Annotated in this window: 19 protein-coding genes; 9 read left to right on the top strand and 10 right to left on the bottom strand. The window is 66.9% G+C overall.

Features of this window, described 5'->3' with window-relative positions; genetic code table 11:
* Window positions 1-11: 11 nt before the first annotated feature.
* The 7 genes from aceF to WDZ97_RS11330 form a co-directional block, all read right to left on the bottom strand.
* Complete coding sequence (aceF, locus tag WDZ97_RS11360; RefSeq protein WP_419542073.1) at window positions 12-1,421, bottom strand: dihydrolipoyllysine-residue acetyltransferase; 1,410 nt, start codon at window positions 1,419-1,421, stop codon at window positions 12-14.
* A gap of 170 nt (window positions 1,422-1,591) precedes the next feature.
* Window positions 1,592-4,267: a pyruvate dehydrogenase (acetyl-transferring), homodimeric type gene (aceE, locus tag WDZ97_RS11355; protein WP_425762809.1), complete on the bottom strand. Its 2,676-nt coding sequence runs from the start codon at window positions 4,265-4,267 to the stop codon at window positions 1,592-1,594.
* A 412-nt stretch (window positions 4,268-4,679) separates the two neighbouring features.
* Entirely contained in the window at window positions 4,680-6,116 is a 1,437-nt protein-coding gene (gene aldA, locus WDZ97_RS11350; RefSeq protein ID WP_341928708.1) for an aldehyde dehydrogenase, read from the bottom strand.
* Between the two features lie 24 nt (window positions 6,117-6,140).
* The gene (locus WDZ97_RS11345) at window positions 6,141-6,608 is read right to left on the bottom strand and encodes a DUF1097 domain-containing protein (RefSeq protein WP_018230257.1); all 468 of its coding nucleotides are present in this window, start codon (window positions 6,606-6,608) and stop codon (window positions 6,141-6,143) included.
* A gap of 56 nt (window positions 6,609-6,664) precedes the next feature.
* Complete coding sequence (locus WDZ97_RS11340; RefSeq protein ID WP_425762808.1) at window positions 6,665-7,540, bottom strand: transporter; 876 nt, start codon at window positions 7,538-7,540, stop codon at window positions 6,665-6,667.
* A gap of 62 nt (window positions 7,541-7,602) precedes the next feature.
* Entirely contained in the window at window positions 7,603-9,324 is a 1,722-nt protein-coding gene (locus tag WDZ97_RS11335; RefSeq protein WP_425762807.1) for a methanol/ethanol family PQQ-dependent dehydrogenase, read from the bottom strand.
* A 115-nt stretch (window positions 9,325-9,439) separates the two neighbouring features.
* Window positions 9,440-10,048, bottom strand: a complete 609-nt coding sequence (locus tag WDZ97_RS11330) for a ubiquinol-cytochrome c reductase iron-sulfur subunit (RefSeq protein ID WP_425762806.1) — start codon at window positions 10,046-10,048, stop codon at window positions 9,440-9,442.
* 384 nt (window positions 10,049-10,432) lie between these two features.
* Here WDZ97_RS11330 and WDZ97_RS11325 point away from each other — a divergent pair, with 384 nt between their 5' ends.
* Window positions 10,433-12,361, top strand: a complete 1,929-nt coding sequence (locus tag WDZ97_RS11325; protein ID WP_425762805.1) for a sigma-54-dependent Fis family transcriptional regulator — start codon at window positions 10,433-10,435, stop codon at window positions 12,359-12,361.
* Window positions 12,362-12,511: 150 nt separating this feature from the next.
* Here the strand turns inward: WDZ97_RS11325 and WDZ97_RS11320 are convergent, their stop codons facing one another.
* Window positions 12,512-13,222 (bottom strand): FadR/GntR family transcriptional regulator, encoded by a 711-nt coding sequence (locus tag WDZ97_RS11320; RefSeq protein ID WP_425762804.1) that lies wholly within the window; start codon window positions 13,220-13,222, stop codon window positions 12,512-12,514.
* Between the two features lie 102 nt (window positions 13,223-13,324).
* Here WDZ97_RS11320 and WDZ97_RS11315 point away from each other — a divergent pair, with 102 nt between their 5' ends.
* The 6 genes from WDZ97_RS11315 to ribD all read left to right on the top strand — a co-directional run bounded on the left by WDZ97_RS11315 (window position 13,325) and on the right by ribD (window position 18,815).
* The gene (locus WDZ97_RS11315) at window positions 13,325-14,086 is read left to right on the top strand and encodes a (Fe-S)-binding protein (protein WP_425762803.1); all 762 of its coding nucleotides are present in this window, start codon (window positions 13,325-13,327) and stop codon (window positions 14,084-14,086) included.
* Complete coding sequence (locus tag WDZ97_RS11310; RefSeq protein ID WP_425762802.1) at window positions 14,083-14,748, top strand: LutC/YkgG family protein; 666 nt, start codon at window positions 14,083-14,085, stop codon at window positions 14,746-14,748. Before WDZ97_RS11315 ends, WDZ97_RS11310 begins: the two co-directional genes overlap by 4 nt.
* Window positions 14,745-16,190, top strand: coding sequence for a LutB/LldF family L-lactate oxidation iron-sulfur protein (locus tag WDZ97_RS11305; protein ID WP_425762801.1), 1,446 nt, complete (start codon window positions 14,745-14,747; stop codon window positions 16,188-16,190). The genes WDZ97_RS11310 and WDZ97_RS11305 overlap by 4 nt, the downstream gene beginning before the upstream one ends.
* A gap of 66 nt (window positions 16,191-16,256) precedes the next feature.
* On the top strand, window positions 16,257-17,147 hold the full coding sequence (locus WDZ97_RS11300) for a flagellar brake protein (RefSeq protein ID WP_425762800.1): 891 nt from the start codon (window positions 16,257-16,259) through the stop codon (window positions 17,145-17,147).
* Between the two features lie 81 nt (window positions 17,148-17,228).
* A complete protein-coding gene (gene nrdR / locus WDZ97_RS11295; protein WP_019919492.1) occupies window positions 17,229-17,708 on the top strand; it encodes a transcriptional regulator NrdR in 480 nt (159 codons plus the stop codon).
* Window positions 17,709-18,815 (top strand): bifunctional diaminohydroxyphosphoribosylaminopyrimidine deaminase/5-amino-6-(5-phosphoribosylamino)uracil reductase RibD, encoded by a 1,107-nt coding sequence (ribD, locus tag WDZ97_RS11290; protein ID WP_425762799.1) that lies wholly within the window; start codon window positions 17,709-17,711, stop codon window positions 18,813-18,815.
* A gap of 238 nt (window positions 18,816-19,053) precedes the next feature.
* Here the strand turns inward: ribD and WDZ97_RS11285 are convergent, their stop codons facing one another.
* Window positions 19,054-20,544, bottom strand: coding sequence for a DegQ family serine endoprotease (locus WDZ97_RS11285; protein ID WP_425762798.1), 1,491 nt, complete (start codon window positions 20,542-20,544; stop codon window positions 19,054-19,056).
* 262 nt (window positions 20,545-20,806) lie between these two features.
* Here WDZ97_RS11285 and folE point away from each other — a divergent pair, with 262 nt between their 5' ends.
* Together folE and WDZ97_RS11275 are read left to right on the top strand one after the other, a co-directional pair.
* The gene (gene folE, locus WDZ97_RS11280) at window positions 20,807-21,463 is read left to right on the top strand and encodes a GTP cyclohydrolase I FolE (RefSeq protein WP_304004900.1); all 657 of its coding nucleotides are present in this window, start codon (window positions 20,807-20,809) and stop codon (window positions 21,461-21,463) included.
* 385 nt (window positions 21,464-21,848) lie between these two features.
* The gene (locus WDZ97_RS11275; RefSeq protein WP_425762797.1) at window positions 21,849-22,985 is read left to right on the top strand and encodes a porin; all 1,137 of its coding nucleotides are present in this window, start codon (window positions 21,849-21,851) and stop codon (window positions 22,983-22,985) included.
* 358 nt (window positions 22,986-23,343) lie between these two features.
* On the opposite strand, the gene WDZ97_RS11270 is transcribed toward WDZ97_RS11275, so the two are convergent.
* Window positions 23,344-24,657, bottom strand: a complete 1,314-nt coding sequence (locus WDZ97_RS11270; RefSeq protein ID WP_425762796.1) for an adenylate/guanylate cyclase domain-containing protein — start codon at window positions 24,655-24,657, stop codon at window positions 23,344-23,346.
* Window positions 24,658-24,687 lie beyond the last annotated feature (30 nt).

Here is a 24,687-nt window from a genome sequence, read left to right as displayed (position 1 = left end):
GTTCTGCTCCCTCACATCAGCACGCGACGCATGTCGGCCAGCAGCGCGGCGACATGGGCATTGAAGCGGGTGGCCGCAGCGCCGTCGATCACGCGGTGATCGGCGGTCAGCGACAGCGGCAGTATCAGGCGCGGCTGGAAGGCCGAGCCGTCCCACACCGGTTTCATCGTGCTACGGCTGACGCCGAGGATGGCGACCTCCGGCGCATTGATGATGGGCGCGAAGCCGGTGCCGCCGAGGCCACCGACGCTGGAAATCGTGAAGCAGGCGCCCTGCATTTCCGCGGCAGAGAGCTTGCCGTCGCGCGCCTTCGTCGCCAGCTCGCCGCATTCGGCCGCCAGCTGCGCCACGCCCTTCTTGTCGGCGTCGCGGATGACCGGCACCACCAGTCCGCCCGGCGTGTCGGCGGCGAAACCGATGTGGCAGTACTGCTTCATGATCAGCGCCGGCTCTTCCGCCTGCAGGTCGATCGAGCTGTTGAACTCGGGGAATTTCTTCAGCGCCGAGCACACCGCCTTGATGATGAAGGCCAGCATGGTCAGCTTGACGCCGGCCTTGGCCTGTTCCGCATTGATCTGCTGGCGGAATGCTTCGAGGTCGGTGACGTCGGCGTCCTCGTGGTAGGTGACCGCCGGAATCATGGCCCAGTTGCGCGCGAGGTTGGCCGCCGACAGCTTGCGGATGCGCGACAGCGGCTTGCGTTCGATGTCGCCGAACTTGGTGAAATCGACCTTGGGCCAGGGCAGCAGATCCAGTCCGCCTCCGCCGCCGGTCGCGGCCTGCGCGGTGGCCGGCGCCTGCAGCGCGCCCTTGACGAAGGCGTTGATGTCCTCGCGCGTGATGCGGCCTTTCGGTCCGCTGGCCTTCACGCGGGCGAGGTCGACGCCCAGTTCGCGCGCGTAGGCGCGCATCGACGGGCTGGCGTGTGCCTTCTTGCCGCCCACCAGTTCGGCCGCGATGTCGGCGGCGCTGGGCAGCGCGACCGCGCCAGCGGCCGGCGTGTAGTCGCCGCGGGCCGACTGCGTGGTCGTGGCGGGCGCGGCACCGGCGACCGCGACTGGAGCGGCGACCGGTGCGGCGGCGACTGCCGCCGTCGGAGCCGGCGTCACGGCTGCCGCAACAGGCGCCGGAGTGGGTGCAGGTGAGGGCGCTGGCGCGGCGGCGGGAGCAGCGGCGGACGCTTCGCCCACCTCCATCGTGCCGATCACGCTGCCCTGCGACACGCGGTCGCCGACCTTGACCGTGATCTGGCCGATGACGCCTGCGTGCGGCGCCGGAATGTCCATCGTGGCCTTGTCCGATTCGAGTGACACCAGCGGCGCGTCGGCCTCGACGCGGTCGCCGGGTTTGACCATCACTTCGATGACGGGGACATCGGAGAAGTCGCCGATGTCGGGTACTTCAATATTGATCGTGCTCATTCAAGCCTCGCATTCGATGCGGCCGCGCACAGCGCGACCGGGGCGTGGGTGTTGAAGGCCGACCGCCGAACGGCGCCGACAGCTCCGGTCGCCGCGGATGAAGATCATGAAAGGTCTTCATCCGCGGCGACCAGCGTGTCGGCATCGATCCGCGGTCCGCTTCTTCCGACTCAGACGTACAGCGGGTTCGGCTTGGTCACGTCCAGACCGTAGCGCGCGATGGCTTCCGCCACCTTCGCCCGGTCCAGCGCACCGTCGTCGGCCAGCGCCTTCAGCGCCGCTACCGTCACCCAGTGTCTGTCCACCTCGAAATGCGAGCGCAGTGCCTCGCGCGTGTCGGAGCGACCGAAGCCGTCGGTACCCAGCACGACGTAACGGCGCGGCACATAGGCCCGGATCTGCTCGGCGAACAGGCGCACGTAGTCGGTCGCCGCGATCACCGGACCGCGCGTGTCGCGCAGGCAGTTCTCGACATGCGAGGCGCGCGGCGTCTCCAGCGGGTTGAGCAGGTTCCAGCGTGCGCAGTCGGCGCCGTCGCGGGCCAGCTGCGTGAAGCTCGGGCAGGACCACAGATCGGCTTCCACGCCCCAGTCGTTCTTCAGCAGGTCGGCGGCAGCGATCACTTCGCGGAAGATGGTGCCGCTACCGGTCAGCTGCACGCGCGGGCCGTTGGAGGCAGCGCCGCGGCGGAACAGGTACATGCCCTTCAGGATGTCCGCTTCGGCACCATCCGGCATCGCCGGGTGCTCGTAGTTCTCGTTCATCACCGTCAGGTAATAGAACACGTCCTCCTGCTCGGCCATCATGCGGCGCAGGCCGTCCTGCACGATGACGGCGACTTCGTACGAGAAGGTCGGGTCGTAGCTGATGCAGTTCGGCACCGCGCCGGACCACAGGTGGGAATGGCCGTCCTCGTGCTGCAGACCTTCGCCATTCAGCGTGGTGCGACCGGCCGTGCCGCCGACCAGGAAACCGCGCGAGCGCTGGTCGCCGGCGGCCCAGATCAGGTCGCCGATGCGCTGGAAGCCGAACATCGAATAGAAGATGTAGATCGGGATCGTTGCCACGCCGTGCACCGAGTAGGCGGTGGCGGCGGCGATCCAGTCGCTCATGCCACCGGCCTCGTTGATGCCTTCCTGCAGGATCTGGCCGGTCTTCGATTCCTTGTAGAACATGAGCTGGTCGGCGTCCTGCGGCACGTACTTCTGGCCTTCCTGGTTCCAGATGCCGATCTGCCGGAACATGCCTTCCATGCCGAAGGTGCGCGATTCGTCAGGCACGATGGGCACCACGCGCTTGCCGATGTGCGGGTCGCGCAGCAGGATGTTCATGATGCGCACGAAGGCCATCGTGGTCGACAGTTCGCGACCTTCGCCGGACGCCTTCAGCAGCGCGTCGAAGGCCGACAGCGGCGGCACTTCGAGCGGCTCGGCCTTGGAACGACGCTGCGGCAGGTAGCCGCCGAGCGCCATCCGGCGCTCGCGCATATAGGCCACTTCCTTCGAGTTCTCGTCGAACTTCAGGTAGGGCAGCGATTCCAGTTCGCTGTCCTTGATCGGCAGGTCGAAGCGGTCGCGGAATTCGCGCAGCGATTCCAGATCGACCTTCTTCTGCTGGTGCGAAATGTTCTGCGCCTCGCCCGAGCCGCCCATGCCGTAACCCTTGATGGTCTTGGCCAGGATGACGGTGGGCTGGCCGGTGTGGTTCACCGCCGAGTGGTAGGCGGCATACACCTTGTGCGGATCATGACCGCCGCGGTTCAGGCGGAAGATGTCGTCGTTGCTCCAGTTGGCGACCATGGCCGCCAGCTCCGGATACTTGCCGAAGAAGTGCTCGCGCACATAGGCGCCGTCGCGCGCCTTCATGGTCTGGTATTCGCCGTCGACCACTTCCATCATGCGCTGCGCCAGCAGGCCGGTCTTGTCCTGTGCCAGCAGCGGATCCCAGTAGCTGCCCCACAGCAGCTTGATCACGTTCCAGCCGGCGCCGCGGAAATCGCCCTCCAGTTCCTGGATGATCTTGCCATTGCCGCGCACCGGGCCGTCGAGGCGCTGCAGATTGCAGTTCACGACGAAGATCAGGTTGTCGAGCTTTTCGCGTGCCGCCATCGCGATCTCGCCCAGCGTTTCCGGCTCGTCGGTCTCGCCGTCGCCGATGAAGCACCACACCTTGCGGCCTTCGGTGTTGGCGATGCCGCGGTCCTGCAGATACTTCATGAAGCGGGCCTGGTAGATGGCCTGCAGCGGGCCCAGGCCCATCGATACGGTCGGGAACTGCCAGAAGTCCGGCATCAGCCACGGATGCGGGTAGCTCGACAGACCCTTGCCGCCGACTTCCTGGCGGAAGCTGTCGAGTTGCGCCTCGCTCAGCCGGTCGAGCATGAAGGCGCGGGCGTAGATGCCGGGCGCCGAGTGACCCTGGAAGTAGATCAGGTCGCCGCCGTGAGTCGGGCTGGGGGCGTGCCAGAACCAGTTGAAGCCCACGTCGTACAGCGTGGCGCTGGAGCCGAAGCTGGCGATGTGGCCGCCAACGTTGGTGTCCTTGTTCGCGCGCAACACCATGGCCATCGCATTCCAGCGGATGTAGCTGCGGATGCGGTGTTCGATCTCGTAATCACCGGGCGCCTGCACCTGCTTGCCGGCCGGGATGGTGTTTACATAGGCGGTGGTGGCCGAGTACGGAATATTGATGCCGGCGCGCCGCGACAGCTCGGTCAGCCGCTCGATCAGGTAATGCGCACGCTGCTCGCCGGCGTGTTCGATCACGCCTTCCAGCGCGTCGAGCCATTCCTGGGTTTCGACGGCGTCCGGGTCGGAAGCGAGCAGGGGATTGGGTAGTGCAGACATCCAGGCTTTCTCCTCTTTTTTGATCGAGCCGTTCGATCAAATGCACCGCCGATGCACAACCCGGTCGGGGCATGGAGCCCGCCCGGGGTCGTCAGCGTGCCGGGCGAGGAGATACTCGTCCGAGGCGCCTGTCCGTCTGCGCATGGGTGATGCAAGTGTCGACAGCTCTGAAGCGGCAGCGGGTAGCTGCCATGGCAGCGTCGAACGCAGGGATCGCCCGCGTCGACGTGTCGCAATTATGGACACCCCCCGGACTTGCCGCCAGTGGTGGAAAACCGAAATCCGGTCGTCCGGCCGCAAAAAAGCGGGCAACTCCGGGGCCGGAGTGCCCGCAACCGAGGAGATCGTCTGGTCTTGTACAAGACCCGGATGGCGTACGACGGGTGAAGGATCGCCTCACCCGGATCGCGCGTCAGCCGTGCTGTATGTAGGCCACGTGGGTTTCCGTGTACTCGTACAGCCCGTGCTTGCCGTCGGCCCCGCCTATGCCCGACTTGCGGCGGCCGGCGTGGAAACCCTGCATCGCTTCGAAGTTCTCGCGATTGACATAGGTCTCACCGAACTGCAGATCGCGGATCGCGCGCATTGCAGCGTTGAGGTCGCGCGTATAGACCGACGAGGTCAGGCCGTAGTCCGACGCGTTGGCGTGAGCCACCGCCTCGTCCAGATCGTCGACCAGCTGCACCGGCAGCACCGGGCCGAAGATTTCCTTGCGCATGATGTCCATGTCGGCGTGGCAGTTGATCAGCACGGTGGGTTCGTAGTGATAGCCGGACGCGCGGTCGGCGATCTGGCCGCCGAGCACGCACTGGGCGCCGTCGCGCTTCGCCTGTTCGACCATGGCGGCGACCTTGTCCAGGCCTTCCTTGTTCACCAGCGGGCCCATGTCGATGCTCTGGTCGGCGATCGGGTCGCCGTAGCGGGTCGCCGCCATCTTCGCGGTGAGCTTGGTGATGAACTCGTCGGCCACTGCGCGCTGCACGTAGATGCGCTCGGCGCAGTTGCACACCTGTCCGGTGTTGATGACGCGCGAGGCGGTGATCGCGGTCGAGGCGAGATCGAGGTCGGCGTCGGCCAGCACGATGGCCGGCGCCTTGCCGCCCAGTTCCAGATTGACGCGGGTCAGGTTGCGACCGGCGGCCTGCATGATGCGACTGCCGGTCTCCACGCTGCCGGTGAAGCTCACCATGTCGATGGCACGGCTGCCGGTCAGCGCGGCGCCGGTGGTTTCACCGCGGCCGCCGACCAGATTGAACACGCCGCGCGGCAGTTCGGCGGCATGTACCAGCTTGGCGAACAGGAAGGCGTTGAGCGGTGTTTCCTCGCTCGGCTTGATCACGATGGTGTTGCCGGTGACCAGCGCTGGCGCCATCTTGCGGGCGATCAGGAAGAGCGGGAAGTTCCACGGCAGCACGCCGGCAACCACGCCGACCGGCTTGCGCAGCAGGAATATGCTTTCGCCCGGGCGGTCGCTGGTGAGCACCTCGCCTTCGATGCGGCGTGCCCATTCCGCCATGTAGTCGAGGTAGTCGGCAGTGAAGTCGACCTCGACCCGCGCCAGGCCCAGCGTCTTGCCCTGTTCCAGCGTCAGCAGGCGCGCCATCTCCTCGCGCACGCCGCGCAGGCCTTCGGCCACCTTGCGCAGCCAGCCGGCGCGCTGGATGGCCGGCAGCTTCGCCCACAGGGGCTGCGCCGCGCGGGCGGCGGCGATCGCACGCTCGACCGCGGCGACGCCGGCTTCCGGCACCGTGTCGAGCAAGGCGTGCGTGGCCGGATTGAACACCTCGATGCGGGTGGCGACGTCGGCCTCGTCGAAGCGTCCGTCGATGTAATTGTGATGGGTACTCATTGCAGCTTCTCCTTGGGACGGAAATCAGGCGGCACGCGTCATGCGTTTGCCGAAGGACTCGGACAGGTAACCGAAGGTGAGGCCGGCGACCCAGGTCAGGCCGACGAACAGCGCCTTCTCGAAGGTGTCGCCGGTGGCGCCGAAATAGGTGGCCGCGCCAAGGAAGGCGGCCGGTGTGTAGGACAGCGCCGCGACGTCGGCCATCGCCACCAGCACGAAGGCCAGCACCGCGACCAGCAGCGCCAGTGCCGGCAGGCTGCCGCCGGCCAGCGCGACCAGCCACATCGTGCCGGCGGTCAGCACGACGCCGGCCAGCGCGGCGAAGGCCGACTTGCCGAGCGCCTGACTGCCGCCGCCGGCGGCGAAGAAGGTGGCCCAGGCGACGAAGCCTATCCACGGGTTCAGCTGCAGGTTCGGCATGCCGATGCTCAGGCAGACCCACAGTGCGACCAGCAGGGCGATGCTCAGTGCGAGTGCGTGCAGCAGTTTCATTTGATGCCTCCTTGAGTGAGGCCGGAGGCGCGCCGCGGCACGCCTCCGGCCGGGACTTACCAGACGTAGGCGTACTTGATGTTGATGCTGTTGTTGACCGGCCGGTTCTCGCCCTCGATGCCGTGCGAGTAGCGCAGCGCGATCGACTGGTTACCGTAGTAATGGAACATCACGCCGAGCGAACCATCGAAGCCCCACGAGTCATCGGCGCCGTTGCGGCCGCTGATGCGCTCGTAGTCGACACCGGCGAACGGCTCCAGCCAGTCGTTCACGCGGTAGCCGAAGCGGTTGTTGGTGTGCCACAGCATGCCCGGGCGATTGCCGTCGTCGCGCCGGCTCTGCGCGACGAAGCCCAGGTCGCCGGTCCAGCCGATGCGCTCGGTCAGCGGCACATACCACAGCAGGCTGGACAGGTTCTTCCAGTTAGTGTCGCTGACGTCCTTGTCGCCGATCGGGATCTGCAGGAAGGTCTGGAAACCCAGCGTTGAACCGGGCGTCGGCTTGTACCAGATGGCCGCGCCGGTGATGGTGTCGCCGAAACCGCTGATGTGCCGCGCGTCCGGGTCGACGGCGTCGCGGTTGCGGATGCCCACCGTCGGCTGGATGACCTCGAAGGCCAGACCGATGTTGCGGTTCGACTCGGGCGTCCAGAAGCGCACGTACTTCGACAGGCCGATGATCTTCTGCGCGCTGTTGCCGCGCTGACGATCGCCGTCGTTGTCGAACAAACGACTGTCGCGCTGCACGGTGGCGTACTGCACGAACACGTTGAACGGCTGGTCGAAATTGACCGGCAGGTCGTACTCGTGCGGACCGATCACGTCGAAGGTGGTCTGGGCACTGGCGCTGCCGGACAGCAGCGCCAGTGCGATACCGGCAGCGGAGACGGCAGCCTTTGCGGCGCGGGCGGGAGTGATTGCAGCAGTGCTCATGAGGGTATGTCCTTGTTATGGTTTGTCAGGCGGGCGCACGGTAGGCCGGGCGCCCCGGCCGATCACTTCCTGGGCAGCTTGAACACCCAGATGACGCCGCCCTGCGGCACGGTGGTCTTCTTGTCGAGCACCGCGTTGAAAGCGCCCTGCATGCGCTCGGCGTCGACGCCCCAGCCGGACTGCACGGCGATGTACTGTTCGCCGTCGACCTCGAAGCTGGAGGGCACGCCGGTCACGCCCGAGTTGGTCGGGAATTCCCACAGCAGCTTGCCGGTGCTGGCGTTGAAAGCGCGGAACTTGCGGTCGTTGGTGCCACCACCGAACACCAGGTTGCCGGCCGTGGTCATCAGCGGGCCCCAGTTCATTTCCGGGTAGGTGTGGGTCCACACCTTCTTGCCGGTCTTGAGGTCCCAGGCCTGGACTTCGCCGATGTGCACCTTCGACTCCGGCGTCATGCGCACATTGGTGAGCACGTTCTCGATCGACACGCCGAGGTAGAGATCGCCCTTGTTGTACTTGACCGGCTCGCCGGTCAGTTCCGAGCACAGATTGTTCTGCGCCGGGATGTAGAGCAGGCCGGTATGCGGGTTGTAGGCCTCGGGCGGCCAGTCCTTGCCGCCCCACAGCGAGGGGCAGAAGTTCACCGTCTTGCCGGTGGCCGGGATGCGCGCCGGGTCGTAGGTCGGGCGGCCGGTCTTCGGGTCGAGCTGTGTGAATACGTTCTGCGTGACGTAGGGCCAGGCATCGACGTAATTCACCTTGCTGTCGGTGCGCTCCAGCATCCACAGATAGCCGTTGCGGCCGGCGTGCACCAGCGACTTCACCTTCCTGCCCTTGTGCTCGAGGTCGATCAGCAGCGGGGCCGACACCTCGTCCCAGTCCCACGAGTCGTTGTGGTGGTACTGGTGATAGCCCTTGAGCTTGCCGGTGTCGACATCCAGTGCCAGCACCGAGTTGGCGTACAGGTTGTCGCCGCTGCGCGTGTCGGCCATCCACGGGCCGGCGTTGCCGACGCCCCAGAAGGCGAGGTTAGTGTCCGGGTCGTAGGTGCCGGTGATCCACACCGAGCCGCCGCCGCGCTTGTAGGTATCGCCTGGCCAGCTGTCGCCGCCCGGTTCGCCGGGGCCGGCGATGGTGTAGGTGCGCCACGCTTCCTTGCCGGTGTCGGCATCGAAAGCGGCGACGAAACCGCGGATGCCGTACTCGCCACCCGAACTGCCGATCATGATCTTGCCCTTGGCCGCCAGGGGCGCCAGCGTCATGTAGTAGCCGGACTTCCAGTCGGCGACCGCGGTTTTCCACACCTCCTTGCCGGTCTTCGCGTCGAGCGCGACCAGGAAGGCGTCGGTGGTGGCGATGTAGACGCGGTCACCGTACAGCGCGACGCCGCGGTTGGTCGGGTGCAGCTGCTGCAGCTCGTCCGGAATGGTCTTCTTGTAGCGCCAGATCTCGCGGCCGGTCTTCGCTTCCAGACAGATGACCTGGTTGTTCGGCGTGGCGACGAACATGTAGCCGTTGTTCACGATGGGCGGCGCCTGATGCCCTTCGGTCATGCCGGTCGAGAACGCCCAGGCCAGCTGCAACTTGTCGACGTTCCTGTCGCTCACCTGCTTGAGCGGGCTGTAGCCCCAGCCGGCGTAGTTAGCGCGGTACATCAGCCAGTTCTGCGCCTCCGGCTTGTTCAGCCGAGCGTCGGTCACCGGCGTGTAGGCCGGCAGCGCACCGGCCACCAGCGGTGCGAGCAGTGCCGCCGCGAGGGCGGTCCGCTTCATCATGGTTCTCATGCTTCCTCCTGTGTTTTAGGGCGAAGGTGTGGTCGCGCCTCGTGGGTGCGACCGCTGCTGCAGCCCGGACGCTTCGCCTTGTGACGTCCGGGCGGTGTAAAGCGGGATTGGCCGGTCAGCCCTTGCGCACGCCGGGAACGGAGCTGAACGCGCCGGCCACCACCAGCTCGCCGTTCTCGCTCTTCAACGGCAGCCAGGGCAGCGCGCGTCCGGCCGGACCGGCGGTGACGGCGCCGGCCTTCAGCGGATCGAACTTCGAGAAATGGCAGAAACAGAACATCGCGCCGCCGTTGGCGTCCCACTCGCTGACCTCGCAGCCCTGGTGGGTGCACACCGCCGAGTAGGCGAGCACGCCGTCGGCGCTGCGGGCACGGCTTTCTTCGTCGAGCGAAGCCGGGTCGAAGCGCATCAGGATGACGCGACCCAGACGACTGCCGTCGCGCACCAGCGCATCGGTCGCGGCGAAGGGCAGTGCGCGCACCGGCTTGCTGGCGAGCGGAATGTCGGCCGCCTTCAGCGGCTGCGGCGTGCCCTCTTCGTCCATGCGTACCAGGCGGTCACCCGGTTGCGGCGGCAGGTCGGCCGGCTCGCTGGCCTGCGCGCCACGCAGGCCGCCGCCGAGCATGACGGTGACCGCGATGGCGGCCTTCATTGCATCGCGACGCTGCATGCAGCAGGGGGCGCACGCGCTGTCGGCGATTTTTTTCGTGTTGTCCTTGTCCATGGTCTCCTCGCAGGTTCGGTGTGGCGAACAGCCTTGGAGCGAGCGGCGTGCCATGTGCCGGACGTGGCTTCGATATGCGGATGGACTGTGTTGCAGACGTGTTTCAAACGACGCAGTGACGCCGAATTTGCCCGCCAGCGCAGGGAATCCATCCCGCGGGCGAGCCCGATCGAGGGCGGCGGGATTTCCCGCTCAGGTGAGACGGAATCTCACTTGAAGTGAGACAAATCCTTGTAATTCAGTGGCTTGCATGGGTGTGAAGATGCTGCGGTGCAGCGGAGATTCCGCTTGAAGCGCGCGGAAGGCGTCTCCTACACTGTCGCGAAAACAGCCGGCGGCCTGACCGCACGGCGATGACGAAAACGTGTCGGAGGAGGACGGGCCATGCGATTCAGGGACGAGTTTTCGCAACACATGCGGCGGGTCGCCGCAGCGTCGGATGCACGCGCCGGCGCGCTCGCGCTGGCGGGCGAGGAGCGCATCGCCGATTCCTGGCGGCGCTCGCTGGAGCTCTACCGGGTGGACCCCGAAGTGCCGGCGGCGCCGCGCATCCTCAGTGCGGCGGAGGTGCGCGAGCGCTGCGGCCGTATCGAGTCCTTCCTGCAGCTCGCGCGCCTGGGCGTGGGCAAGCTGCACAGCCAGATCAAGGACGCCGGGTACTGCGTGCTGATGACCGACGCCGACGGCAGCACCGTCGATTTCCGTGGCCTGCCGACCATCGATCACGAATTCAAGTCGCGCGGTTTCCGTGTCGGCGCCTGCTGGTCCGAGCAGGACGAAGGCACCTGCGGCGTCGGTACGACGCTGGTCGACCGCGCGCCCATCCTGGTACACAAGGGTGAGCATTTCCGCGCCTACAACATCGGCATCACCTGCAGCGCGGCACCGATCTTCGGTCCCGACAACGACATCATGGGCGTGCTGAACGCTTCGGCGCTGGCTTCACCGGACGACCGGCGCAGCCAGTCCGTCGTGTTCCAGCTGGTGGCGCAGAACGCCCGTTTCATCGAGAACGCCTGGTTCATCGAAGCCAACCGCCACCGGTGGACGCTACAGATCGGCGGCGCCGGTCGCGGGCTTGAACCGGAGCGCAGCTACCTGCTGGCGCTGGATGAGCGCGGCTACGTGGTGCAGGCCAATTTCCTCGCCCATGTCGAACTGCTGGAACACGCCGGTCCGCTGCCGCGTGCCTTCCACGAAGTGTTCGATCTGAGCGCCGACGAACTGCTGCGCGCGGCGCACGACCGTCCGGGCATGCCGGTCGCGTTGCGCCGGCTTACGACAGGCCAGGCGCTGTCGGCCATCGTGCGCGTGCCTGAACAGCGACGGGTCGCGCGGCGCTTGGTGCAGGGCCGCCACGACTTCAGCACGCTGACCGCGCGCGACACCCGCCTGGTCAGCGACATCCAGCGTCTGAAACGCATCGTGAACAGCCGCCTGCCCATCCTGCTGCTCGGCGAAACAGGTTCCGGCAAGGAAGCGTTCGCGCACGCCATCCACGCGCAGAGCGAGCGGCGCGACAAGCCCTTCGTTGCGCTGAACTGCGCGGCGATTCCGGAGAACCTGATCGAGAGCGAACTGTTCGGCTACCGCGAAGGCGCATTCACCGGCGCCAAGGCGAAGGGCGAGGCGGGCAAGATCCAGCTGTCCAGCGGCGGCACGCTCTTTCTCGACGAGATCGGCGACATGCCGCTGCCGCTGCAGACGCGGCTGCTGCGCGTTCTGGCCGAGGGCGAGGTGCTGCGTCTGGGCGGCACCGAGCCGGAGAAGGTCGATCTGAACGTCATCTGCGCCACCCACCGCGACCTCGAATCGCTGGTCGCCGCCGGCCGTTTCCGCGAGGACCTGTTCTACCGGCTCAACGCCGCCACCTTCACGCTGCCGCCGCTGCGTGCGCGCAGCGACCGGCGCGACGTTCTGCAGCAGGTGTTCGATGAGGAGTGCGCTGCGGCCGGTCGCGACATCGAGCTGCCGGCGGAACTGGCAGAAGAGCTGATGGGTTACGCCTGGCCCGGCAACATCCGCCAGCTGCGCAACACGCTGCGCTATGCGGTGGCAGTGTGCGAATCGGACACGATGTCGCGCGAGCATCTGCCGGACAACATCCTGCGCGCGCTCGACGAGCCGCCACCCGCCATCGCGCTGCCGCGCAGTGACGCCGAGGCGGACGAGCGGCGGCGCATCGTCGAAGCGATGGAAGCGACCGGCTGGCGCGCCACCGAGGCGGCCGCACTGATCGGCATGCCGCGCGCCACCTTCTACCGCCGGCTCAGCCGCTACGGCCTGGGTCGAGGGCGCTTCCCGAGCCGCTGACGCAGGACATCGCGGCCGCTGTCGGGGTCGGAAGACCCCTCCCACAGAACCCGGCTCCGGCCGCGTGCCGGGCGCGATCCCTGTGGGAGCGGCCTTGGCCGCGACGCGGCGGATGCTTGCCGCCGGCGTCGATCCGGACCGCCGTCGCGATCAGGGCAGCGCGCCCGCAGCATCGGGCGCCAGCCGCGCCCGCACGAAGTCGATGTGCGCGTACATGGTGGCGCGCGCCTGCTCCGGTGCCCGTGCGCGGATCGCCTCCCACAGCGCGAAGTGCTGCTGCCACAGCGCCTCCGCCACCGCCCGGTCGCCGAAGCGCAGGCCGGCATGATTCTGTGCCATGTGTTCGCGATGCAGTGCTAGCAGATTGGCCTGCAGGTAACCGAACATCGCGTTGTGCGCAGCGGTGGCGATGGCGCCGTGCCACAGCGAATCGAGCAGCACTTCCTGCGCTTCGTCGTCGTTGCGCCGGGCGCGGCGCAGGCGGTCGATCACGCCGCGCAGCATCGTCAGGTCGGCACGCGTCGCGCGCTCAGCCGCGAAGGCGGCCGCCTCACCTTCGAGTACGCGGCGGAATTCCAGCATGTCCTTGCCAAGGTGCGGGTGTTCGGTCAGCAGCTGGCGCCACGGCGAGGTCAGCCCGCCGTGCAGGCGGTCGGTCACATAGACGCCACTGCCCACGCGGCTGGCCAGCAGTCCGCGCGCTGCCAGGCGCTGCACCGCTTCGCGCAGCGTGCCGCGCGACACGCCCAGTTCATCTGCCAGCGCACGTTCGGCCGGCAGACGGGCGCCAGCGGCATAGCGGCCGTCGAGCAGGCGGCTTTCGAGTTCGCGGGTGGCGCGGTCGGCGGCGGTCGGCGGCATGGTGACGGGTGCAGAAGAATTGGTCCGACCAATTTTGCCTGAAGCAATGGCGCCGCGATCATCTCGCTCCATCGCACCCGAGGGTGCCCACCGGAGTTTCCGATGCACGCAGATCGTCCGCCGCGCCCCGATCAGGTCTATCTGTTCGGTACCTGCCTGATCGACCTTTTCGTGCCACAGGCCGGCGTCGATGCGGTACGTCTGCTGGAACGCGAAGGACTGACCGTGCATTTCCCGCGCGCCCAGAGCTGCTGCGGCCAGCCGGCCTTCACCAGCGGCAATCCGGACGAGGCGCGCCGCGTGGCCGCCGCGCAGATTGCGCTGTTCGACCAGCCCTGGCCCATCGTCGTGCCGTCCGGCTCCTGTGCCGGCATGATGCGTCACCACTGGCCGACGCTGTTCGACGACGATCCGGTGATGCAGGCGCGCGCCCGCGATGTGGCCGGCCGCGTGTACGAACTGGCCGGCTTCCTGGTCGACGTGCTGCACGTCGACTACTCGGCTGCGAGCGCCGAGCCGGTCACCGTCGGCCTGCACACCTCGTGCAGTGCGCGACGCGAAATGGGTACCCGCGCGCACGGCGTGCAACTGCTGTCGGCACTGCCTGGCGTCACGCTGGACACGCATGCCAACGAATCGGAATGCTGCGGCTTCGGCGGGGTGTTCTCGCTCAAGCACGCGGACATATCGGGCGCCATCGTGCGCGACAAGGTGGCCAGCCTGTCGGCGGTCTGCGAGCGCTTCGTCACCGCCGACTGCGGCTGCATGCTGAACATTTCGCACGCCGCCGAACACCAGGGCCGGGCGCTGCGCGGGGAACACCTGGCGACCTTCCTGCTGCGCCGGCTGGAGGGCGAAGCATGAGCGCCCGCGAACGCATCCTCGCCCGCCTGCGCGCGGCCGAGCCTGGCGCGCCGGTGATGCCGCCTGACGTGACGGCCTACTACGCGCAGCGACCACGGCTGACGCCGGGCGAGCGGCTGCAGCAGTTGTGTGCGCGACTGCGCGCTTCGCGCGCCGACGTGATGGTGGTGCAGCCGGCCGAGTGGGCGCGCGTTGCGGCCGATGCGTTGCACCTGCGCGGCGTGCATCGCCTGGCACTGAACGGCGACGTGCGCGCCGACGAGCTGGCGGCGGCCTTGCCGCCCGCCATCGAGGCGGTGCGCTTCGACGGCGCGATCGAGGCCTGGAAGCAGGAAATGTTCGCGACCGTCGACGCCGGCTTCACACCGGCCTCTGCCGGCATTGCGGCAACCGGCGCGCTGCTGCTGAACCACGGCGGCGCGCTGCCGCGCACGCTGTCGCTGGTGCCGCCGATCAGTCTGGTCTGCGTCGATGCGCGCGATCTGTATGACGACCTGCACCACGCGTCGAGCAGCCAGCGCTGGGCCGACGACATGCCGACCAACCGCGTGCTGGTGTCCAGCCCGTCGCGCACCGCCGACATCCAGCAGACGCTGGCCTACGGCGCGCACGGCCCGCGCGAGCTGGTCGTGGTGGTGATCGCCGACGGAGATACCGCATGAGTGCGCAGACCATGCACTTCGTGTCGCCGGCACAGTTCCGCGACCGCGTCAGCGAGGCGCTGGCGGATGACGGGCTGCGCGACAACTTCCGCAGCGCCATGCAGTTCCTGCGTGACAAGCGCGCCAGCCAATTTCCGGACCCGGTCGAAACCGAGGCGCTGCGCGATCTTGGCGAGGCGGTACGCAAGCACGCGCTGGCGCATCTGCCGGCGCTGCTGCAGAAGCTGGAGGCAAATCTGCAGGCGCGCGGCGTCGAGGTGCATTGGGCGGAAACGCCGGACGAGGCCTGCGCCATCATCCACCGCATCGCCACCGAAGCCGGTGCGCAGCGGGTGATCAAGGGCAAGTCCATGGTGAGCGAGGAGGTGGAACTGAACCACTACCTCGAAGCGCGCGGCGTCGAGTGTCTCGAATCGGACATGGGCGAATACATCGTGCAGCTGGCTGGCGAGCGGCCGTCGCACATCGTCATGCCGGCCATCCACAAGACGAAGCAGGACATCGCGCGGCTGTTCGAACAGAAGATTCCGGACGCCGGCTACACCGAGGACGTCGATGCGCTGATCCGCACCGGCCGCGAAGTGCTGCGCGAGCGCTTCATGCAGGCGGACATCGGCATTTCCGGCGTCAATTTCGCGATCGCCGAAACCGGTACGCTGTGGCTGGTCGAGAACGAGGGCAACGGTCGGCTATCGACGACGGTGCCGGACGTCCACATCGCGATGATGGGTATCGAGAAGGTGGTCGATACGCTGGAACACGCGATGCCGCTGGCCAGCCTGCTGCCGCGCTCGGCCACCGGTCAGGCGGCGACCACCTATTTCAACCTGATCACCGGTCCGCGGCGGCTCGGCGACCAGGACGGGCCGCGGCGCATGCACCTGGTGCTGCTCGACAACGGTCGCACCCAGGCCTATGCCGACGCCCAGCTGCGCGCGACGCTGCAGTGCATACGCTGCGGCGCGTGCATGAACCACTGCCCGGTCTATGCGCGCGTCGGCGGGCACGCCTACGGGACAACCTATCCGGGGCCGATCGGCCAGATCCTGTCGCCGCATTTGCTCGGACTGAACGACAGCCGAGACCTGCCGACCGCCTCCAGCCTGTGCGGCGCCTGCGCCGAGGTGTGCCCGGTGCGCATCCCGATCCCGTCGTTGCTGATGCGCCTGCGTACCGAAGCCAATCGCGCGCCTGGCGTCGCGGTGGCGCAGCCGCTGGCCGGGCAGGGGGCCTCGTTCAGCGTCGGGCAGAAGCTGGTGTGGCGCTTCTGGAGCGGCATCTACGCCAGCCCCCGACGTTACCGGCTGCTGCGCTGGGCGGCCACCCGCTTCCGCTGGCTGGCACCGCGCCGGCAGATGGGCTGGACGCAACACCGCACACCGCTGCGGCCGGCCGCGCGCAGCCTGCACGATCTGATGAAGGCGCGCGGACAGCCGCGTTGACCGGTGGCTTCAAGTTTTGGCGCGGTCTGTCGATACCCCGGGGATACCGCTGCCTCCGAGGCCGTCATGATTCCCATGCGCAAGACCGATGTGGTGCTGGGCAAGCCCCTGCCGTATTCGCTGTACGACCAGAACAATAAGCTGCTGCTGAAAGCCGGCGTCGTGGTGCAGACGCAGAACCAGCTCGACGTGCTGAGCGAGCGCGGTCTGTATCGCGACCGCATGGCGGCCAATCAGGTGCAGGCGCCGTCCAGCATCGTGCCGGACGGCGAGCCGGCGCCGGACAAGGACGGCATCCTGCTCGACCTGGAGGACATCCGGCTGCAGGTCGGCGACCTGCTGCAACTGCAGGGCGTCGCCGCCGACGCACCGCGCCACGCGGTGAAGCTGCTCGGCTACGCGAAGGGACGCAGCGTCATGGTGACGCCGCCGATGGTCGATGGCGCCTACGCGATGGTGAAACAGGACGCCGCCTTCGTCGTCCGTTTCTTCTCCGGCAAGAGCGTGTACGCCTTTCCGGCGCACGTGCTGAAGATGTCGAACACGCCCTTTCCCTACCTGCACCTGAGCTATCCGAAGAAGGTGCGTGGCATGCGCGTGCGCCGCGCCCAGCGCGCCAGCGTGCGGCTGATCTCGTCGGTCACCGACATGTATGGCGCGCTGTACGCCGGCACCCTGGTCGATATCAGCAAGGGCGGGGCGTTGCTTGCCGCCAAGGCCGCGCTGGGTGAAATCGGCGACCTGTTGCAGCTGAAGTTCAGGCTGCAGTTCGACGATATCGACCAGTTCGTGCATGTCAAGGCGGGCATCCGCTCGGTGCGCAGCAATCCGGACTCGGAGGGCGAGGCCCTCGCGCTGCACCACGGGCTCGAATTCGTCGAAGTGCAGGGCAGCGACCGGCTGGCGCTGTCCGCCTACACCTATCAGAAGCTGATCGAAGCGAGCGACGTGGCCTGAATCTGCGCCTGCGCGGACGAAATGCGGCGCAACGCCGCATCCGGGCGTAACATTCGCGCCGTCCATGCACGGAGCGACGCCATGAAATGCCCGTTCTGCAGCTCCCCCGATACCCAGGTGGTCGAAACCCGCGAAAGCGAGGACGGCGACATCATCCGTCGCCGGCGCCGCTGCGCGCACTGCGACAAGCGCTTCACCACCTACGAGCGGGTCGAGTTGAAGATGCCGCAGATCGTCAAGAAGGACGGTCGGCGCGCCGACTACGATCGCGAAAAGCTGCGCGCCAGCATGATGCTGGCGCTGCGCAAGCGCCCGGTCACCACCGAGTCGGTGGATCTGGCGATGGACCGCATCGAGGAACGCCTGCTCACGATGGGGGTGCGCGAACTGGCCACCGACCGCCTCGGCGAACTGGTAATGCGCGAACTGAAGAAGCTCGACAAGATCGGCTACATCCGCTTTGCCAGCGTCTATCGCAATTTCGAGGATGTCGATGAATTTTCGGAGGTCGTGCGCGAGGTGACCAAGCCGCCGCGCGCGCCGCGCAAGACGGGAGGCTGAATGGCGCACGACGCCTCGCTGGACACCCTTTTCATGGCGCGCGCGCTGAAGCTGGCCGCGCGCGGGATGTGGACGACGTCACCGAATCCGCGCGTCGGCTGCGTGCTGGTGCGCGATGGTCAGAGCGTCGGCGAAGGCTGGCACGAAAAGGCCGGCGAGCCGCACGCCGAAGTGCATGCCTTGCGTGCCGCTGGCGACGCTGCGCGCGGGGCGACTGCCTACGTGACGCTGGAACCCTGCAGTCACCACGGCCGCACGCCGCCTTGTGCCGATGCGCTGGTCAAGGCCGGCGTGGCGCGCGTGGTCGCCGCCATGCAGGACCCGAATCCGCAGGTCGCCGGCAACGGGCTGGCGCGACTGCGCGCCGCCGGCATCGCTACCGACTGCGGCGTGCTGGAGGCCGACGCGCGCGAACTGAACATCGGTTTCGTGTCGCGCATGACGCGCGGCAAGCCCTGGGTCAGGCTGAAAACCGCCTCGACGCTGGACGGTGTCACCGCGCTGGAGAACGGCGTCAGCCAGTGGATCACCGGCGTCGCGGCCCGGCGCGACGGCCACCGCTGGCGGGCACGCGCCTGTGCAGTGCTGTCCGGCATAGGTACGGTGATCGAGGACGACCCCAGTCTGACGGTGCGCGAGGTCGATACATCGCGCCAGCCGCTGCGCATCATCGTCGACGCCCGCCTGCAGCTGACGCCGCAGGCGAAACTGTTCGCCGACATCGAGCGCTCGCCGCTGCTGGTGGTGTGTGCGGCCGACGACACCCCGAAGGCGCAGGCGCTGCGTGACGCCGGCGCCGAACTGCTGGTGCTGCCGAACGAGGGCGGCAAGGTCGACCTGCCCGCGATGTTCCAGGCGCTCGGCGCGCGCGGTGTCAACGAGGTGCACGCCGAATCCGGGCACAAGCTGAACGGTTCGCTGCTGCGCGAGGGCTGCGTGGACGAACTGCTGATGTATCTGGCGCCGACGGTGCTGGGGCGCGGCATGGGCCTGTTCAACCTCGGCCCCTTCGACACGCTGGCCCAGCGCATCAATGTCGATGTCCGCGACCTGCGTGCCATCGGCAAGGACTGGCGGCTTCTGGCCCGGCTTCGATCTTCTTCGTAAGCGCGTTTCGTTCCGCGGCGCTGGCTTCGGCACAGCCTGCGGTCGGGGTCAGAAGACCCCTCCCACAGAACCCCGGCTCCGGTCGTCGATTGGGCGAACTCCCGTGGGAGCGGCCTCGGCCGCGACTGGGCCGTCGCGGTCCGCCGTCTTCGGAACAGGCCGCAACCGGGGTCAGAGGACCCTTCACACAGCCCATCCGCTCCGGCCCCGGTTCGGCCGCGATGTCAGAGTTGGGAAATCAGCCTGCCCGGATCGGCACAAACAGCCGGTTGTCGCCGCGCTGGATCAGCAGCGCGATGCGGCCCTTGGCCTTTTCCACCAGCCTCGCCAGTTCTTCCGCGCTGCCGACCGGCTGGCCGTTCACCGCGAGTATGGCGTCGCCGGGCTGGATGCCGGCCTGTGCGGCCGCGCCGCCGGCGTCGGCCACGATCAGGCCGCGATTGACGCCCAGTTGCTGCGATTCGGCACCGGTCAGCGGACGCACGGCGAGGCCGAGCCGGTCACGGATCGGTCCGCTGTCACGGCCACCTTCGTCCAGCGCCGCCACTTCGCTGTCGCTCTGTTCGCCCAGCGTCGCGCTCAGGTCGCGCTCTGCCCCCTGCCGCCATACCTTCATCTTTACCGTCTTGCCCGGCGCCAGATTGCCGATCACCTTCGGCAGATCGAAGGAATCGGACACGGCGCGGCCATCGACCGACAGGATCACGTCGCCGGCCTGCAGGCCGGCCTTGTCGGCCGGACCGCCCTGTTCGACGTTGGCGACCAGCGCACCGCGCGCGCGGTCGAGGCCGAAGCTGTCGGCCAGTTCGCGCGTGATCGGCTGGATGCTGACGCCGAGACGCGCGTGCTTGGCGCGTCCGAACTGCTTGATCTGGTCGGCCACCCGCATCGCCACGTCGATCGGAATGGCGAAGGACAGACCCATGAAGCCACCGGTGCGCGAGTAGATCTGCGAATTGATGCCGATCACCTCGCCATTCAGGTTGAACAGAGGACCGCCGGAATTGCCCGGGTTGATTGCCACGTCGGTCTGGATGAAGGGCACCAGCGATTCATCCGGCAGCGCGCGCGACTTGGCGCTGACGATGCCGGCGGTCACCGTGTTCTCGAAGCCGAAGGGCGCGCCGATGGCGGCAACCCACTCGCCGACGCGGGTGCTGTCGGCATTGCCCAGCTTCACCGCCGGCAGGTTTTTCGCGTCGATCTTGATCAGCGCGACGTCGGTGCGCTTGTCGCTGCCGATCACTTTGGCCTTGTACTCGCGCTTGTCGGTGAACTTGACCGTCACCTCGGCGGCATCGGCCACCACGTGCGCATTGGTCAGGATGTAGCCGTCAGGGCTGATGACAAAGCCGGAGCCGATGCCGCGCGGCGCCGGGCCCTCGCCGCCGCGCTGCGGGTTCTGCGGCACCGGGATGCCGAAGCGGCGGAAGAACTCGAACATCGGGTCGTTCGGATTCACCGCCACGCGCGAAGGCTTGCCGATCACGCTGATGTTCACCACGGACGGCGAGGTCTGCTCGACCAGCGTGCTGAAATCCGGCAGACCGGCAACCAGCGGCGCCGTGGTCGGCGCGGTGATGGTCGCCGCCTGTGCAATCTGCACCGGCTTCGACTGCGGCGCCGCTTCGGCGTGGCGCATCCAGTCGACCGTCGTCGCCGTGGCGCCCAGCCCGAAGGCGGTCGCGGTTAGCGCGGCGAGTGCGGTACGAGACAGCTTGATCTTCATCGATGTCCTCTCCTGACGTGTGTTTGCGCGCCTGACAACCGGACTGAAATGAGTCGGCGCAACTTGTGGGCGAACGATGGAGCGGGGCCGGCGGCGGGCTGTTCCGGTGGCTTGCATCCGGAAACAATCGTCAAGCCGCGGGCCTAGCGCTGTTCAATCTGGGGAGCAAAAACGCCATATCAAGGGTCACACAGTGCTCAAACCTCTTGAAAACCCGGACTTGCACCGCCACCATGACCGATCCGGGTCGCCGAAGGCGGGCATGAGCCGGCCGCCGATCCACCATATATATAAGTACAGGAAGAACATGAAGAGCACTGACACCGGTCGTCCGACCCGCGAGGAAGCCGAAGCGGCCGTCCGCACCCTGATCCGCTGGACCGGCGACGATCCGGCGCGCGAAGGCCTGATCGACACGCCGAAGCGCGTGGTCAAGTCCTACGAGGAATTCTTTGCAGGCTACGCCGAAGATCCGCGGGAAATCCTGTCCCGCACCTTCGAGGAAGTCGAGGGCTACGACGAGGTGATTGCGCTGACCGGCATCCGCTTCGAAAGCCACTGCGAACACCACATGGTGCCCATCATCGGTACCGCTCATGTCGCCTACCTTCCGGACAGGCGTGTGGTCGGCATTTCCAAGCTGGCGCGGCTGGTCGAGGTGTTCGCCAAGCGCCTGCAGATTCAGGAGAAGATGACCGTGCAGGTGGCCGATACACTGTACGAGGTGCTGCAGCCGCGCGGCGTGGCAGTCGTGATCGAGGCCGCGCACGAATGCATGACCACGCGTGGTGTGCACAAGCCGGGCGTGGCCATGGTCACCAGCCGCATGCTGGGCCTGTTCCGCGACGATGCGCGCACCCGCCGCGAGTTCTTCGACCTGATCGGCCGCTCCGGCGGCAGCGGTAGCTGCGGCGTCTGAATTCGCACGGTTGTCCGTCTTGCGGACACAAGGACAAGGAGCCCGGGTGCTGATCGGCCCGGGCTTTTTCGTGTCCGCGCTCCGTATGAGGCGATCGACAAGATGGCTTCGACACCGCGGGGGACGTCGACCGACAGGGCGCGCGATTCGTGGCGGGTGCGCCGGCCTGGCCGTTTCGGCGAGAACCTGGCTTGTTGCGCAAAAACCACAAGACTTGAGCCGGGGGCATACGTAATTCGACGCATGGCTTGCCGCCGACTTTACTGCTTCGGTACAGTCCGCCACACCTTCTGAAGCTCCGAAGGTGTGTAGCCCGGCAGTGCAGCGGCCGCAAGGTCGAATACGATCCGGGCACCCACTATCATCGCAAGAGGAGATTTGCGTAATGTCCAAGAAACTGCTTGCCGCTGCCATCGCCGCAGCGCTCGCCCCGGCCGCCGTCATGGCCGAAGCTTCCAACGTGACCATCTACGGTCGCATCGACTACGGTTTCATGTCCCGCGGTGGTGACAGCGGTGGCCTGTCGCAAGCTGGTCGCACTGGCCGTCTGAACGACTTCGAAGACGGTATCCTCGGCACCAACCGTTTCGGCTTCAAGGGCTCGGAAGATCTGGGCAACGGCCTGAAGGCCATCTACGAATTCGAATTCGGTTTCTCTGGCGACAGCGGCACCTCGTTCGGCTCGACCACCAACCGTCACAGCTGGGTCGGCCTGACCGGTGCCTTCGGTACCGCCCTCGGTGGCCGCGTTGATGGCGCCCGTTACTCCTTCGTCGGCAAGTACGACCCGTTCAAGAACCAGACCGTTGCCAACGCCGGTTCGCTGTTCGGCGTGACCTCGGGTCTGGGTCAGGCTGACCGTGCTGACAACGCCGTCGTGTACATCACCCCGGAACTGGCCCCCGGCCTGAAGTTCCTGGCTGCTTACACCACGTCGCTGCTGTCGGAAGCCGGCTCCGGCGCCATCGCTGGTCAGGACGTCGAAACGGGTGACACCCCGCTGTACGCGATCGCCGCCATGTACGACAACGGCCCGATCAGCCTGCTGCTCGACTACGAAAACCTCCAGATCAAGCGCTCGGCTCCGGGCGGCGGCGATCTCGAGTTCGACCTGTGGGTTGCTGGCGCCAGCTACGACTTCGGCGTGGCCAAGCTGTCGGCTTACTACGAAAGCACCGAAGGTGACGACACCGCCTCGAAGGCTGTCTCGAACGGCGACGGCTGGCTGATCGGTCTGTCGGCTCCGGTCACCTCGAACATCACCCTGAAGGCTTCGTACGTCAAGGCCAACGACGATCGCGCGAACGACAGCGATTGCTCGAAGTGGGGCATCGGTGGCGAATACGCCTTCTCGAAGCGCACCACCGCGTACGCCACCTACGCCAAGATCAACAACGACGATCTGGCCCGTTGCGGCATCTCGAAGAACGCTGCCGGCGGCAATGGCACGGGTTCGGGCGGCGCCAACGGCACTGGCTACGGCGATTCCGGCTTCAACATCGGTCTCGCTCACACCTTCTAATCGGTTTCCGATCAGAAAGTCGTGCTCAAACGGGCGCCTTCGGGCGCCCGTTTTTCGTTGACCCTTGGCATCGAGCTGATTCAATCGGTGTTCGGGACCGCCGCGTGTCGGAGATCAGCTCGCTGCCTGGATGTGCAGTGGCGCTGCAGGAGGGGGCAATCAGTTCGTGGGTACGAAGGTCGACGACACGTTCGGCGTCCGTTCCGACGCAGGTGTCCGATCGCCACGCTGCTCACCAGTCCGCTGGACCGCGGAGAGACCTGCGTGAGCGCTCTGGGTCTCGGCAGGGCGTTTGCAGGCGGTCAGCTTCTGACGTGAGGCGGCGTCGCGAACAAGCCTGCCTTCACCGAACTCTTGCTCACCCTGCGTCGAGCAGGATATCCACGCTGTCCGTCCTCAACCCGGCGCTGTCCTCCTTGCGCCCGATCAGTCGATACACCACGGTGTCGCCCTTGCCCTTCAGGTAGAGCGTCTGCGGTTCGTGGAAGTCGTAGCGGCTGCGCAGCCGGAGATAGGTCGCGGTATCGACCTGCACCATGCCGGGTACACCTTCGGTGGTGATGCGGCTGGCCAGATTCACCGTGTCGCCCCACAGGTCGTAGATGAATTTCTTCTTGCCGACCACGCCGGCGACGACCGGGCCGGTGCCTATGCCTATGCGCAGATCGAGCAGTACGCCGGTGCCGGTGGTCTGGTTGCGCAGCCAGTCGCGCATCTCCAGTGCCAGATCGGCGATGGCGGCGGTGTAGTCGGCATTGCCGGAGTTCAGGCCGCCGGCCACCATATAGGCGTCGCCGATGGTCTTGATCTTCTCGAGGCCGCGCGCCTCGGCCTGTTCGTCGAAGCGGGAGAACACGCGGTTCAGCATCGAGAAAACCTGTGACGGCGTCATGCCGGCTGCGACCTGCGTGAAGTTCACGATGTCGGCGAACATGACGCTGACGTCGGCGAAGCCGTCAGCGATGTTCTTCTCGTTCTGCTTCAGCCGCTGCGCGACCGGACCCGGCAGGACGTTCAGCAGCAGTCGCTCCGAACGTTCCTGTTCCTGCTCCAGCAGCGTGTGCGCCTCGGCCAGCCGGCGCGCGATGATCTGTTTCTGTTCGATGGCGAAGCGCAGCAGCATGAACACGATGCTGGAAACGGCAAGAAAGTTCAGCGCGAAGAACACGACGCTGGTTTCCACCGGCACGAGCGCGTTGCGGTAGGTTGCGGCGTCGGCGAGGTAGTAGTCGAAGAAGCCGGTCAGTGCGACCAGGAAGGCGTAGGCGAAGAACCAGGCCAGCGCCTCGCGCGCGCCGATGCACAGGATGGCACCGATCGGTGCCAGCAGCCCCCACAGCAGGATGCCGCTGGCGGTGATGAAGTTGCCGATCGCCCATTGCGCAACGAAAGGCGCGAACAGGAAAAGTCCGAGCTGCGTGTTGCGGAACAGCCGGAAATTGCCGCCGTACAGGAAGAGGGCGAGGTTGCCCGCTAGCAGCAGCTGATAGGCGAAGGGCAGCGTGGCCGACAGCCGCGGTCCGAGACTCCAGTAGACCGCCAGCCACAGCGTCGAGGCGACGCAGACCAGGCCGGTCGCCAGCACCAGCAGCGACTTGTTCAGGCGCTCGTCGGCGCTGTCCGTCGGAAGGATGCCGCCACGACGCAGGCGCGTGAAGAAGCCGGTACTCATCGCACGGACCCGTGAAGATCTGTTGTTGTT

Origin of the sequence: Methyloversatilis sp. MC4-4 (assembly GCF_049843555.1) — a bacterium.
Lineage (GTDB): Bacteria > Pseudomonadota > Gammaproteobacteria > Burkholderiales > Rhodocyclaceae > Methyloversatilis > Methyloversatilis discipulorum_B.
This window is presented reverse-complemented; position numbering and strand designations above follow the sequence as displayed.